Annotated in this window: 11 protein-coding genes; 2 read left to right on the top strand and 9 right to left on the bottom strand. The window is 65.2% G+C overall.

Annotated elements, in window-relative coordinates:
* Window positions 1–52: 52 nt before the first annotated feature.
* The 9 genes from DFR34_RS09055 to DFR34_RS09010 all read right to left on the bottom strand — a co-directional run bounded on the left by DFR34_RS09055 (window position 53) and on the right by DFR34_RS09010 (window position 10,384).
* Window positions 53–1,453 carry an FAD-dependent oxidoreductase gene (locus tag DFR34_RS09055; RefSeq protein WP_110390832.1) on the bottom strand — a complete coding sequence of 467 codons (1,401 nt, stop codon included), beginning with the start codon at window positions 1,451–1,453 and terminating at the stop codon, window positions 53–55.
* Window positions 1,450–2,265, bottom strand: a complete 816-nt coding sequence (gene phnX / locus DFR34_RS09050; RefSeq protein ID WP_110390831.1) for a phosphonoacetaldehyde hydrolase — start codon at window positions 2,263–2,265, stop codon at window positions 1,450–1,452. The genes DFR34_RS09055 and phnX overlap by 4 nt, the downstream gene beginning before the upstream one ends.
* Before the next feature lie 18 nt (window positions 2,266–2,283).
* On the bottom strand, window positions 2,284–3,393 hold the full coding sequence (locus DFR34_RS09045; RefSeq protein ID WP_211309349.1) for a 2-aminoethylphosphonate--pyruvate transaminase: 1,110 nt from the start codon (window positions 3,391–3,393) through the stop codon (window positions 2,284–2,286).
* 85 nt (window positions 3,394–3,478) lie between these two features.
* On the bottom strand, window positions 3,479–5,140 hold the full coding sequence (locus tag DFR34_RS09040) for a putative 2-aminoethylphosphonate ABC transporter permease subunit (protein ID WP_245906851.1): 1,662 nt from the start codon (window positions 5,138–5,140) through the stop codon (window positions 3,479–3,481).
* Window positions 5,140–6,255, bottom strand: coding sequence for an ATP-binding cassette domain-containing protein (locus DFR34_RS09035; protein ID WP_110390829.1), 1,116 nt, complete (start codon window positions 6,253–6,255; stop codon window positions 5,140–5,142). Before DFR34_RS09035 ends, DFR34_RS09040 begins: the two co-directional genes overlap by 1 nt.
* Complete coding sequence (locus tag DFR34_RS09030) at window positions 6,252–6,821, bottom strand: phosphonate degradation HD-domain oxygenase (protein WP_110390828.1); 570 nt, start codon at window positions 6,819–6,821, stop codon at window positions 6,252–6,254. The genes DFR34_RS09035 and DFR34_RS09030 overlap by 4 nt, the downstream gene beginning before the upstream one ends.
* A 47-nt stretch (window positions 6,822–6,868) precedes the next feature.
* Complete coding sequence (locus DFR34_RS09025; RefSeq protein ID WP_110390827.1) at window positions 6,869–7,885, bottom strand: putative 2-aminoethylphosphonate ABC transporter substrate-binding protein; 1,017 nt, start codon at window positions 7,883–7,885, stop codon at window positions 6,869–6,871.
* A gap of 141 nt (window positions 7,886–8,026) precedes the next feature.
* Window positions 8,027–8,758 (bottom strand): phosphonate metabolism transcriptional regulator PhnF, encoded by a 732-nt coding sequence (phnF, locus tag DFR34_RS09020; protein ID WP_146215108.1) that lies wholly within the window; start codon window positions 8,756–8,758, stop codon window positions 8,027–8,029.
* A 291-nt stretch (window positions 8,759–9,049) separates the two neighbouring features.
* Window positions 9,050–10,384 (bottom strand): dicarboxylate/amino acid:cation symporter, encoded by a 1,335-nt coding sequence (locus DFR34_RS09010; protein WP_110390824.1) that lies wholly within the window; start codon window positions 10,382–10,384, stop codon window positions 9,050–9,052.
* Window positions 10,385–10,717: 333 nt separating this feature from the next.
* On the opposite strand from DFR34_RS09010, the gene DFR34_RS09005 reads away from it, so the two are divergent.
* Both DFR34_RS09005 and recG read left to right on the top strand, forming a co-directional pair.
* Entirely contained in the window at window positions 10,718–11,155 is a 438-nt protein-coding gene (locus tag DFR34_RS09005) for a DUF2147 domain-containing protein (protein WP_110390823.1), read from the top strand.
* A 340-nt stretch (window positions 11,156–11,495) separates the two neighbouring features.
* Window positions 11,496–13,526: an ATP-dependent DNA helicase RecG gene (gene recG / locus DFR34_RS09000; protein WP_110390822.1), complete on the top strand. Its 2,031-nt coding sequence runs from the start codon at window positions 11,496–11,498 to the stop codon at window positions 13,524–13,526.
* Window positions 13,527–13,772: the final 246 nt, after the last annotated feature.

Here is a 13,772-nt window from a genome sequence, read left to right as displayed (position 1 = left end):
CGGCATGAGCCGGCAAGTGATCTCCCGAACAAGGTGAATGGAAAAACCACAGTCAGCGGTCGGCTTTGCCGGCCATACTGGCCAACCCGGCCAGTTTGCGCGCCAGCCACGCGGGCTGGCGCCCGGCGTCCTCGGCGCGCTCCACCCGACGGATGGCCTCGCGCACCAGCATGGCACCGGGCCAGCGCCAGGGCTCGGGCGGAAAATGCGCCAGCGGCCCGCGCACCAGCGGGCTGCGCGTCCACTCGCTATCCACCCCCAGCAGCATGTCCCGGAGCACTTCTCCCCCCAATCGGCTGGGGGCCACGCCATTGCCGGAATAGCCCATGCCATAACACACCCGTCGATGGCCGGGCAGCCAGCCAAAAAACGGAAAACCACTGGCGGAGCGATCTGAGGCGCCGGTCCAGCTGTGTTGCACATCTGCGGCGGAAAAATCCGGAAAAAACCGCGTCAGCGCGGCTTCCAGCATCGGCCGCTGCGGGCTGGGCGCATCAAAATACGGCAGCATGCGATTGCCAAAGGCAATCTGGTTGCCGCCCTTGCCCAGCATCAAGCGGCCATCGGCGCTGGCCCGCCAGTAATGCACAAAGGTGCGCAAGTCGCACACGGCCTGGCCGCGATCCAGCCCCAGGCGAACAATCCGCTCCGGCAGCGGCGTGGTAATGATCATGTCGGACGACACCAGCAGCACGCTATTGGCCAGGGGCGCCGGGCCATTGGCCATGTCGGCGTTCATCGCCAGCACCGCCTGGCGGGCGCGCACGCAGCCCTTGGCGCAGGCCACCGTCACCCGGTCGGTTTCCTGCAAATGGGTCATGGCGCTGTGTTCGTGAATCTCCACGCCCATGGCCTCGGCCACTCGCGCCAGCCCGCGCGCCAGCTTGGCCGGCTGCACGCTGCCGGCAGCGTCTGTCCAGGCGCCAGCCGACAAAGCGGCGCTGCCGGACAGGGCGGCGGTGTCGGCGTCGGACAGCATGCGCCAGCGCGAGCCGCCTGCCGCCGACAGCGCGGCCAAAGCGCCATCCAGCGCGCCGCGTTGCGCGGCATTGCTGCCGGCATACACCGCGCCGCCCAGACGCAGGTCGGCGTCAATGCCGTGCTGGCGGCAAAAATCGGCAATATCGAACACCGCTTGTTCTGACGCACGCGCCAGCCGCAGCGCCTCAGCCTGGCCAAACCAGCGCGTCAGCGACGGCAGCTTGGCAGACCAGGTCAGCAGGCAACCCCCGTTGCGCCCGGAAGCGCCGCTGCCACAGCGGGCTTTTTCCAGCAGCACGATGCGCCAGTCGGGCCGCGCCTGACGGGTGAGGATGGCGGTCCACAGCCCAGTAAAGCCACCGCCGACAATACACAGATCGGCTTCTTGCTCGCCGGACAACGGCGGGCGGACAGGGCCGGCATCCTCGGCCAGCGCCTGCGCCAGCCAGAAAGGCAGGACGGGTGCGCTCATGGCCGCTCGCCGGCGGCCAGCCGGGCTTCAATGGCGTCCAGCACGGCCGGCAAGTCGGCCAGGGTGTCGATCACATAATGTGCGCCAGCCGCGCGCAACATGGCTTCTGCCGGGGCGCGCCGCGCGGCCTGTTGCGCCGGGTCGAGCGCCTGCCAGTCCTCGGCACTCAGCCCGACGGCATTGCCGCTGGCAGATAAGCCCACGGTCCACATGCCGGCGCGCAGCCCTTCGGCAATGCCAGGCTCGGTGTCGTCCACCTTGACGCAGTGGCGCACATCGCCAATGGCCAGCGCCAGCACATTGGCCAGCGCCATCCACGGCCCAGGCCGCCCGCCAGCGGGCAGGTCATCGGCGGCGACGGTGTAATCCGGGGCATAGCCCAGCGCGGCGGCGTGCGGCAGCAGCGCGTCCATCACCACCCGCGGGTAGCCCGAGCAGCTGCCGATTTTCAGACCGCGTGCGCGCAATGCATTCACCGTGTCGATGGCGCCGGGAATCGGCGCCGAATACGCGGCCACCCGCGCCACTTGCAGCGGCATGAATTTATCATACAGCGCATCGACATCCGCCGCGTCCATGTCGCGGCCAAAGCGGGCGCGCCAGCGGGCGGCCACGCTGGGCAGATGGCCCAGCGCCTGAATATGGTCCCACTTGGCCAAGCCCATCGGCACACGGGCTTCGGCCATCGACACCGCCACGCCTTGCGCGGCAAACACATCCAGCAGCACTTGCGTGGGGGCGAACGAGCCAAAATCCACGACCGTGCCGGCCCAATCAAAAATCACAGCTTCCAGAACTTGCTCATGCGGCATGACAGATACTCCTGATGATTAATGCACCGCGGGCAACCAGCCCAGACGACGCAAAGTGGACAAAATGGCGTGAGCAGCCTGTTCGATCTCCGCCTGGTCGATGGCGCCAATGCAGCCAACGCGGAAGGTTTCCTGCTCGGTGAGCTTGCCGGGGTACAGCACGAAACCCTGTTCGCGCACCGCCTGGTAAAACGTCTGAAACTGATAGTCCGGGTGGTCTGGCGCATGAAAAGTGAAGATGATCGGCGCTTGCAGGCTGGCCGGCAGCAGCGGGCGCAAACCGCCAGCGCACAGCGCGTCGCGCAGTCGTGCGCCATTGGCGGCGTAACGCGCCAGCCGCGCCGGCTGCCCGCCTTCGGCGTGGTATTGGTCCAGCGCCGCGCGCAGCGCCGCCAGCACATGGGTGGGCGGGGTAAAGCGCCACTGGCCGGTGCGTTGCAGGTAGTCGTACTGGGCCAGTAAATCCAGCGACAGCGAATGGCTGTTGCCCTGACTGGCCAGCAAGCGCTGGCGGTCGGCAATGACAAAACCCATGCCCGGCACGCCTTCCAGGCATTTATTGCTGCTGGCGATCAGCGCATCCACGCCCAGCGCGGCCACATCAATCGGCAAGGCGGCAAAGCTGGACATGGCGTCCACGATCAGCCGCCGGCCAGCGGCGGCGGCGACGGCGGCAAGCTCGGCCAGTGGATTGAGAATGCCGGTGCTGGTTTCGCAATGAATCAGACCAACATGGGTGATGGCCGGGTCATCGCGCAGGCGGGCAGCCAGCTCGGCCGGGCAGGGCGGCGCATCATCGGCAGTCACATACAGGCTATGGTCGCGCCCCAGGTATTGGGCGATCTGCGCCATGCGCTTGCCGTAAGCGCCATTGACCAGCACCAGCAGCTTGCCGTCGCGCGGCACCAGATTGGCCACCGCCGCCTCGACGGCAAAGGTGCCCGAGCCTTGCAGCGGCACGCACACATGGCTGCGCTCGCCGCCGGCAATGGCCAGCAGGTCCTGACACACACTGGCGGTGAGCGCGTTGAAGCGGCTGTCCCATGAACCCCAGTCGGTGAGCATGGCGGTTTTGGTGGCCAGGCTGGTGGTCAGCGGGCCGGGGGTGAGCAGAATGGGTTCTCGCATGGTGATGTTCCAGTCACGAAGAAAAGTCATCTAGACGTCTTTGTCGGGTGAAAATAAACCGGGCGCACAGGCCCGGCGTCCGGCATCAGGAAGGGCGTCGCCAGCGCTGGCTGCGTCGCAGGCTGGCGTGCGAGAGCAGGGCAAACAGCAGACAGGCCAGCGCCGAGGCCGCCACAATCAGCGTGGCCATCGCCGCCGCTGCCGCGGTGTCGCCAGCGTCGTCCATGTTCAGCACGGCGATGGCGGCCAGCACGGTGTCCGGGGTGTACAAAAACACCACGGCAGACACGGTGGTCATGGCCGACACAAAAAAGTAGCGGGCGATTTCCAGCAGCGCCGGCAGGCAAGCCGGCAGCGTCACCCGCCACAGGGTGAGCCACAGCGGCACCTTCAGCGAGGCGGCCACGGGCTCGAAGTCGGCATCCAGCTGCGCCAGCGCCGTGCGCGCGGTCAGGTGAGCGGTGGTGTAAAAATGCGCCACCGAACACAGCACCAGCAGGGTCAGCGTGCCGTAGAGCGCTGACAGCGGATTGCCCGGCTGATTGAACACAAACACATAGCCTAGGCCCAGCACCAGCCCCGGCGTGGCCATCGGCAGCATGGCCAGCGCGTGCAAGCCCAGGCCGGCCACCCCAGCCACCCGCAGCTTGCAGGACGCCCAGGCGCCAATGAAGGTCAGCGCCACGCCGGCCAGCGCGGTGTATATGGCCATCTTCAGGCTGTTGGCAAAGGCCAGCCAGCCGCCGCCATCCACCAGATCAAAATCAAAATGCTGCCAGGTCAGGCTCATGTTATACGGCCACAGCTGGATAAAGGCCGCGGCGATGGCCACGCCCAACAGCACCAGCAAAGCGCCGCCCACCGTCAGGCAATACAGCAGCGCCAGCGCGCGCGGCCAGACGCCGGCCAAGAGCTGCAAGGGCTGGGCGCGCGCTGACACCTGGGCGTGCTGACGGCGCTGCAACAGCCGATCCAGGACAAACGACAGCACCGCCGGCAACAACAGCAACAGACCGATGGCGGCGCCACGGGCAAAATTCTGCTGGCCCACCACCTGCTTATAGGCCTCCAGCGCCAGCACCGGGTACTGGCCACCCACCACTTTGGCCACGCCAAAATCGGTGAGGGTCAGGGTGAACACCACCATCGCGGCAGAGAGCAGACCATGGCGGGATGCCGGCAGGGTGAGCGTGGCAAAACGGCGCAGCGGGCCGGCGCCCAGCGTGCGCGCGGCTTCGTACAGCCGCGCATCGCCGACGGCCAGCGTGGTCAGCAAAATCATCAGCGCATGCGGAAAAGTATAAAACGCCTCGCCCAGCACAATGCCGCTCAGACCATACAGCCCACCCTCAGCAAACCAGTGTTTGAGCAGGCCCTGATTGCCGAACAGATACACCAGCGAAATCCCCGGCAACAACGAAGGGGCCAGCAGCGGCAGCAAGGCCAGCAGCCGGAATGCCGCCCGGCCGGGCAAGGCCACCCGAGTGAGGGCGGCGGCATAGCCATACGCCAGCGGAACCACCAGCGCTGTGGTCAGCGTCGCCGCCCACAAACTGCCCACCGCCGCACGCCGCAGCCCGGGCTGCGCCAGGGTCTGGCCCAACACGGCCAGGCCGCCATGCAGCGCCTGCCCCAGCATGGCGGCAATCGGCCACAACACCAGGATGGCCAGCATCGCCAGCAATAGCCACAGCAGCAGGCGGGCGGCGTGTTCATCGCGGCTGGCGCGCACCCGAGAAGACGTCATTACCCGCCACATGGCGAAACCTCCGCAGCAAACACCTGCAGACGCGCCAGGTTCAGCGACAGCGGCACGCGCCGCTGCGGCGTCAGTTCCAGCTCGGCCAGTTGGGCGTGGGTCAGGTCCGCCTGCACCTCGGCGCCGCCCCAGGCCGGCACATGCAGGCCAACCCGGTAAATCGGCCCCAACAGTTCCAGCTTGCGCACCTCGGCCAAGTCAGCATCGCGGCTGGCCGACCAGCCAGCGTGCAAAATCAGATCTTCCGGACGGATAAACAAGGACAAGGGCTGGCCATCCGCCAGGCCGTGGCTTTGCGCCAGCGTCAGCACGCGCTCGCCCAATTGCGCCTGTTGACCGCCCAGCGCCCGCCCCGCCAGCCAGTTGCCCTGGCCGACAAAGCTGGCGACAAACCGGCTGGCCGGCTCGCGGTATACCGTGTGCGGGCTGGCGCATTGCTCGATGCGCCCGCCGTGCATCACCACCACGCGATCGGCCATGGTCAACGCTTCTTCCTGATCGTGGGTGACCATGATGGTGGTGACGCCCAGTTTTTGTTGCAGCGCGCGGATTTCCCGACGCAGATGCTCGCGCACCCGCGCATCCAGCGCCGACAGCGGCTCATCCAGCAACAGCAGGCTGGGCGACACCGCCAGCGCCACTCGCTGCTGCTGGCCGCCCGAGAGCTGGGCCGGGTATTTTTCAGCGATGTCGTCCAGGCCGATCAGCGCCAGCAATTCACTCACCCGGCGCTGTTTGTCGGCGCGGCGACCGCCAAGGCCATAGGCAATATTGCCGGCGACATCCAGATTGGGAAACAGCGCATACGACTGAAACACCATGCCGTAGTCGCGCGCAGCAGGCGGCAATCGGGTGATGTCGCGGCCATTGAGCAGAATGCGACCGGCGTCGGGCGCATCCAGCCCGGCAATCTGGCGCAGCAAGGTGGTTTTGCCACAACCGGATGGCCCCAGCAGGCAAACAAACTCGCCCTTGTTCACACTCAGCGTCAGCTCGCTGAGCACGGCATGCCGGCCAAACCGTTTGCTGACGCCGTCCAGCAGCAGGTGCGGCGCAGCGCTGGCGGCATCGGCCGGCGTGCTGGCGACATGCAGCGCCGTCATGCCTGGGCCGCCTGTGTCGCCCGGGCGGCAATCGCCAGATAGTGCGCCAGCGGCGGCGTCACCAGGCCCGGGGTCTTGGCCTGGTCGTCGTAACGACGCAGCCGCAGGGCATCAGCGACATGCGGATGACGAGCAAAACGCGCGCAGGCAGCGGCATCCATTGCCCCGCCCTGCAGGGCCAGCGAAGCACGCGAGGCGTCCGACAGGCTGGCGTGGTAGCCAGGCTCAATGCTGCACAGATAGCGCTTAGCGGCCACATGCAGGGCAATGGGCTGCAAGACATCGTCGGCAAACAAGCTGCGCAATACCTGGGTGGCCACGGCTTCGTGATGGTCGTTGATGCCGTTGGCGACATCGTCGTCGCCCTGCTCGCACACCAGATGACCCAGATCGTGCAAGAAGGCGGCGGTGATCAGCGCATCAGAGGCGCCGTCCTGCTCGGCAGCCAGCGCCGCCTGCAGTGCATGTTCCAGTTGGCTAATCGCTTCGCCGCCATACAGGCGCACGCCATGCTCGCTGAGCAAGGCTGCCACTTGCTCAAGGCTGTTCAGAGGGGAATAAGGCATGAAACTCTCCCGCGGCGGGCCATGCCCGCCGCGTCAGGCAGGATGGATTACGGCTTGGGCTCGGACTTGGCGTCGTAGCGCTTGCTCCACTCGGCCAGAATGCGGTCGCGGTTGGCCGCCGACCAGCGCAAATCCTGCTTAACCAGGCGCTGCTCATAATCCGCCGGAATGTGCGCATTGGGCTTGGCCACGCCAGGCATGGCGACAATGGCAAAGTTCTTTTCATACAGCTCATTGGCGGCCGGGGAAGCCGACCAGTCGGCCAGTTTTTTGGCGGCGTCCAGATTCTTGCTGCCCTTCATGATGGCCGTGGCTTCCACGTCCCAACCCAGGCCTTCTTTGGGGAACACCACGTCGATCGGCGCGCCGCTGTCCTTGAGCTTGGCGGCGCGGTATTCAAAGGCAATGCCAATCGGAAACTCGCCGGCAGCAGCCTGCTTGCACGGCTTGGAGCCGGAATGGGTGTACTGGGCGATGTTCTGGTGCAGCTTGTCCATATAGTCCCAACCGCCTTTGTCGCCAAACAGCGTCAGCCAGGCGGTCACGTCAAAGTAGCCGGTGCCGCTGGACGCCGGATTGGGCATGACGATCTTGCCCTTGTATTCCGGCTTGAGCAGGTCTTTCCAGCTTTCCGGTTTTTTCAGGCCCAGCTTGGCGGCTTCGACGGTGTTAAAGCAGATTGCCGAACCCCAGACATCCATCCCCACCCAGGCCGGCGGCTGAGTGGAGTCCACATAGGCCTTGTTCAGCTTGGCCAGGTTTTTGGGGGCGTACGGCAGCAGCATGCCTTCTTTTTCCAGCACCAGCAGCGAAGAGGCCGCCACGCCCATCACCACATCGGCTTGTGGGTTGGCTTTTTCCGCCAGCAGCTTGGCGGTGATGATGCCGGTGGAGTCACGCACCCAGCGCAGTTTGACGCCGGGGGTGTCTTGCTCGAATTTTTGCTGATAAGCCTTGAGCTGATCGGCTTCCAGCGCGGTGTACACGGTCAGGGTGACATCGGCCAGCGCAGACACGCTGCACAGCGCCAGCGTCATGGCCAAAAGAGAGCGGGTGGCGAACATGGTGGGATTGCCTTGGGTCGGTGGGTGACAGGCTGGCATTGTGCCTGCGTCAGATTACAGGCGATTTACATCTAGATGTCTAGATGTCTTTAGTGACAAATACAAACCCCACCATCTGACCGGCGCCAACACATCGCCGGTTTACAAAGTGTCCGGCGTCACTTCAATCTGCACGCTGTCACCGCCAAAGCGGGTGATGCCATATTCAATGCGCACACCGTCAGCGTCGGCGTACACGCTTTCCACATACAGCACCGGCTGCTGACGGCCCTGTTGCAGGGCAGCGGCCACTTCCGGGCGCGGCAGACGGGCGCTGATGCGGCTGAGCACCCGGCTGAACTGGCGGATGCCCACGCGGGCAAATGCTTCGCTGGTGCTCTTGCTGTCGCGGTAAATATCAATAAAGCCGTCAAAGCGGGGCAAGGGGAAATACTGAGTGCAGACGCTGACCACCCGCTCATCGGCCAGATCCAGCGACTCCACCCGCAACACCGGCGCACCGGCATCCAGCGCCAGCAACTGCGCCACCCGCTCGTCAGCCGGCTCGAAATGGCAGGACTGGATATCCACCTCGCTGACCAGATGCTGCTCGCTCAGGCTATGAGAAAACCGGCTGCTCTTGCCCAGCCGGTAGGCGATCATTTCTTCGCGCACAAAGGTGCCGCGCCCACGCTCGATGCACACCAAGCCCTTGTGCTGCAAACTCTGGATGGCCTGGCGCACGGTATGGCGGTTGACGGCAAACCGCTCGGCCAGGCTTTGTTCATTGGGCAGACGGCCGGTGAGCTGGCGGGTGAGAATTTCCTGGCTCAGGGTGGCTTCGATTTGCAGCCACAAGGGCGCGCCCGTCGGGCGGGAGATGCGAGCAGACATGATGGCCAAACACAATCAAAAACACAGCAAGCCGCCAACATAGCATATTTTGCCAACCTGGGCCGGGCGCCGCGCCAGCAAGGTCAGGCCAAGCGCCACGTCTGGCAGGGTGATGCTCCCGCTGCGGCGTGAAAGCCGTCCAGCCCGCGTCACCCGGCATGCATTGGCACATGGCAAAAAAAAGCGATGGGTATCCAGCCCATCGCCAAAGTTCAGCGGCATGTCATCTGTCGAGGCCAAGCCACTTTCCGGGGTATCTGCGCCCAGGCCGCCGCCTGGGCGGGGTGAAACTTACGCTTGCTGTTCGGCGGTGCGTGCCGCCGCCGGCTGGGCGTGGCTGTCTTGCTGGTGCAGTTCCACCAGCGGGGTCGGGTCGTCCAGCTCACGGGCCAGGGTGGCCTTGTCCAGCGAGTTTTCCCAGCGCGCCACCACCACGGTGGCCACGGCGTTGCCAATCAGGTTGGTCAGCGCGCGGGCTTCCGACATAAAGCGGTCGATGCCCAGAATCAGCGCCAGGCCGGCCACCGGGATGGTGGGCACGGTGGCCAGGGTGGCGGCCAGGGTGATGAAGCCCGAGCCGGTGACGCCGGCCGCGCCCTTGCTGGTCAGCAGCAGCACGCCAAGGATGGTCAGCTCTTGCGTCAGCGTCAGGTCGATGCCGCAGGCCTGGGCGATAAAAATCGCCGCCATGGTCAGATAAATCGACGTACCGTCCAGGTTGAACGAGTAGCCAGTGGGCACCACCAGACCGACCACGGTCTTGTCACAGCCCAGTTGTTGCAGTTTTGCCATCAGTCGCGGCAGGGCGGATTCGCTGGAGCTGGTGCCCAGCACAATCAGCAATTCTTCGCGAATGTACTTGATCAGTTTCCAAATCGAAAATCCGTTGGCTAGGGCAATGCTGCCCAGCACGCCAAACACAAACACCACACAGGTGAAGTAAAACGTGCCCATCAAGGCCGCCAGCGAGGACAGGCTTTGTACGCCATACTTGCCAATGGTGAAGGCCATTGCGCCAAAAGCGCCAATCGGAGCCAGCTTCATGATGAAGCCGATCACCACAAACAGGCCGTGGGAGATTTGCTCCAGCAGATTCACCACCGGGCGGGCGCGCTGGCCCAGCGCCGACAGGGCAAAGCCAAACAGCACCGAGAACAGCAGCACCTGCAGAATCTCGCCTTCGGCAAACGCGCCCACCACGCTATTGGGGATGATGTGCATGATGAAGTCCACGGTGGACTGTTCGCTGGCCTTGCTGGTGTACTTGGCCACCGCGCTGGCGTCCAGCGTGGCCGGGTCAACATGCATGCCAGCACCGGGTTTGACCACATTCACCACGATCAGGCCGATGGCCAGGGCCAGGGTGGTGACCACTTCAAAATACAGCAGCGCCTTGCCGCCCACCCGACCGACTTTTTTCATGTCTTCCATGCCGGCGATGCCGGTGACCACGGTACAGAAAATGATCGGCGCGATCATCATCTTGACCAGCTTGATGAAGCCATCGCCCAGCGGCTTGAGCGAAGCGCCCACCTGCGGCCAGAAATGCCCAAGCAACACGCCCAGCACAATGGCGACAATCACCTGGAAGTAAAGAGAACGGTAAAACGGTTTGCGGGGCGTCATCGGCGCGGACTCCGGAGGGGCAAAAAACCCGCCGCCGCGCCAATCAGGGGGAGCGCGGCAGCGGCCACAGTATTGCGGGTAACCGGCGGCGATATTGCGCGGATTTGTTGCAATATGAAATTAGGGCTGGCCCTATTCGGGAAAACCCTAATGAACCGTGATTCAGGCGGTAGCGCTGCGCTTGACGAGCCCCCACAGCTGCGGCATGCTTGGCCGCACATTCAAACCAACGTTTGAATTTCGCCGATCCGGCGAACCCGAATTGCGCACACGGCGCGCAACGCACGCGCCAGGCCATCGAGTCAACACGAGGAAGATAGAGGAGACCTAACCATGCAATTTGCCACTCGCGCGCTGTGCCTTGCCGCCAGCCTCACCCTGTCGTCGCTGGCGCTGGCCAATAACGACTCTCCGGTTGGCACCTGGAAAACCATCGACGACGAAACCAAGCAGGCCAAGGCGCTGGTGCAAATCAGCGAATCCGGCGGTGTGCTCACTGGCAAGATCATCAAGCTGTTCGCCAACCCGGACGTGCTGTGCGACAAATGCGACGGCGAGCGCAAAGACAAGCCGGTGCAAGGCATGACCATTCTGTGGGACCTGAAAAAGAACGGCGACGCCTGGGAAGGCGGCAAGATCCTCGACCCGAAAAAAGGCCAGGTGTACAGCAGCAAGGCCAAGCTGGTGGACGGCGGCGCCAAACTGGAAGTGCGCGGCTTTATGGGGGTGTCGCTGCTGGGTCGCTCGCAAGTGTGGGAACGCCAACCGTAAAAAACATCACCGGACGCGCCAGGCGCTGCGGGGCGGCAGCCTTGGCGCGACGATTCAGCCTGACGGGCGCTGCGGCGTCCGTTTTTCAGTGCGGCGCCTATCCGAGGGATGGCCCGCATCACCGGGCATTCATCCATGTCTGCCCACCCCGCTGACCCGCGCCAACACGGCGCCAGACAGCGGGGCGAGCATACTGTGCCTGTCAGTCCGCCAGGGCTGACGCAGGGGAAAACGAGCCAGCGCCCTCTCCCGCCGGCTCGTGCATCAGTGGGGTTGAAACGGCGTGACCGGCGACAAACCGGCGCGCCGTTTTTTTTGCTGGCATGGGTACAATAGCCGCATGAAAAGCTCCCGCCTGACAGTCGCGCCGGCCACGGCGCAAAAGCTGGCCCGTCTGGGCCTGGTCGAGCCGATGGATCTGGTGTTGCACCTGCCGCTGCGCTACGAGGACGAAACCCGCATCACCGCCATTGCCGACGCCCCCTATCAGCACAGCGTGCAGATCGAAGGCGAGGTGCGCCAATGCGAGGTGCGCCGGCAGCCGCGCAAACAGCTGCGCGTGTTGCTGGCCGACGCCAGCGGCGCGGTGTGGCTGCGCTTTCTGCATTTTTATCCCAGCCAGGAAAAACTCTGCGCCGTCGGCCAGCGCCTGCGCGCGGTGGGCGAGGTGCGCCGGGGGTTTCAGGGTGACGAAATGGTGCACCCGAAAATCCACGCCGTTGGCGACAACGACGTGCTGCCCGAGGCGATGACCCCGGTCTACCCCACCGTGCAGGGGCTGAACCAAAGCACGCTGCGCCGGCTGATCGGCCAGGCGCTGGCGCTGGAAGACCTGTCCGACACCTTGCCGGCGGCGCTGCGCGCCGAGCTGGCCCTGCCCGACTTTGCCGACGCGGTGCACACCCTGCACCACCCGCCGCCCGACTGCGCTCAGCAGGCGCTGGCCCTGCGCAGGCTGCCGGCCTGGCAGCGGCTGAAATTTGACGAGCTGCTGGCCCAGCAACTGGCCATGCGCATTCTGTATCGCCAGCGCCGCCATGGCGGCTCGCCGCGTCTGTGCGGCGATGGCCGGCTGCGCCAGGCCTTGCTGGCGCAGCTGCCGTTTGCGCTGACCGCCGCCCAGCAGCGCGTGCTGGCCGAAATCGACGCCGACCTGGCCAGCCCGCACCCGATGCGCCGGCTGTTGCAGGGCGATGTCGGCAGCGGCAAAACCGTGGTGGCGGCGCTGGCGGCGCTGACCGCCATCGAGGCCGGTTATCAGGCGGCGCTGATGGCCCCCACCGAGCTGCTGGCCGAGCAACACTACCTCAAGCTGCGCGACTGGCTGACCCCGCTGGGGCTCACCGTGGCGTGGACCTCTGGCAGCCAGAAAAAAAGCGAACGCCAGGCGGCGCGCGCGGCGATGGCCAGCGGCGCGGCGCAGCTGACGGTGGGCACCCACGCGCTGTTTCAGGACGACATCGACTTTGCCCGGCTGGGGCTGGCGATTGTTGATGAACAGCACCGCTTTGGCGTCGGCCAGCGCCTGGCGCTCAGCGGCAAGGGCGGCGAGCCGCACCAGCTGATGATGAGCGCCACGCCGATTCCGCGCACGCTGGCGATGAGTTACTACGCCGACCTGGATGTGTCGGTGATTGATGAATTGCCGCCGGGGCGCACGCCGATTGTCACCAAGCTGATCAACGCCGCCCGCCGTGGCGAGGTGATGGGCGCGGTGGCGCATGCCGTGGCGCAGGGCCGCCAGGCGTATTGGGTGTGCCCGCTGATCGAAGAAAGCGAAACCCTGCAATTGCAAACCGCCGTGGACACCCATGTCGAACTGCAAGCCGCGCTGCCCGGTGTGGCGGTGGGCCTGGTGCACGGGCGGATGAAAAGCGCCGACAAAGCGGCAGTGATGGCGGCGTTCAGCCGCAATGAGGTGCAATTGCTGGTGGCCACCACGGTGATCGAAGTGGGCGTGGACGTGCCCAACGCCAGCCTGATGGTGATCGAACACGCCGAGCGCATGGGCCTGGCGCAATTGCACCAGCTGCGCGGCCGGGTGGGGCGCGGCGCCGCCGAAAGCCGCTGCGTGCTGCTGTTTGAAGCGCCGCTGTCTGACCTGGCCAAGGCGCGGCTGAAGGTGATGTACGACACCACCGACGGCTTTGAAATCGCCCGCCAGGATTTGCAGCTGCGCGGGCCGGGCGAGTTTCTGGGCGCGCGGCAAAGCGGCGCGCCGATGCTGCGCTTTGCCGACCCGGAAGCCGACCAGCCGCTGCTGGACGTGGCCCGAAACTGGGCGACGCGCCTGCTGGCCGAGCACCCGGACGCAGTAGACGCCCATTTGCGCCGCTGGCTGAGCGGCAAAGAGCAGTTTCTGCGCGCCTGAGCGCAGCCCATCCTTATCTGTGGCGACAGCGGAGCGGCCGCCAACCCCTTTTGTGCGGCGGCAATCCCGCCGCCGCACAAGCCGCCAACGGCCTGACCCTGACCGTTTTTACGCCATTTTTACACCCGCCCTCCCAGTCTTGATCCTGTCTTTACGCCGTGCCGCCTAGAGTGGCAGTGTCGATTTCCGACAGGAGAATTTCATGAACGATCTGATCTGGCTGACCGTGTTGCTGGCGCTGTACGC

Source organism: Rivihabitans pingtungensis, from assembly GCF_003201855.1.
Classification (GTDB): domain Bacteria; phylum Pseudomonadota; class Gammaproteobacteria; order Burkholderiales; family Aquaspirillaceae; genus Rivihabitans; species Rivihabitans pingtungensis.
The sequence above is the reverse complement of the archived record's forward strand: the minus strand, read 5'-3'. Positions and strand labels throughout refer to the sequence as shown.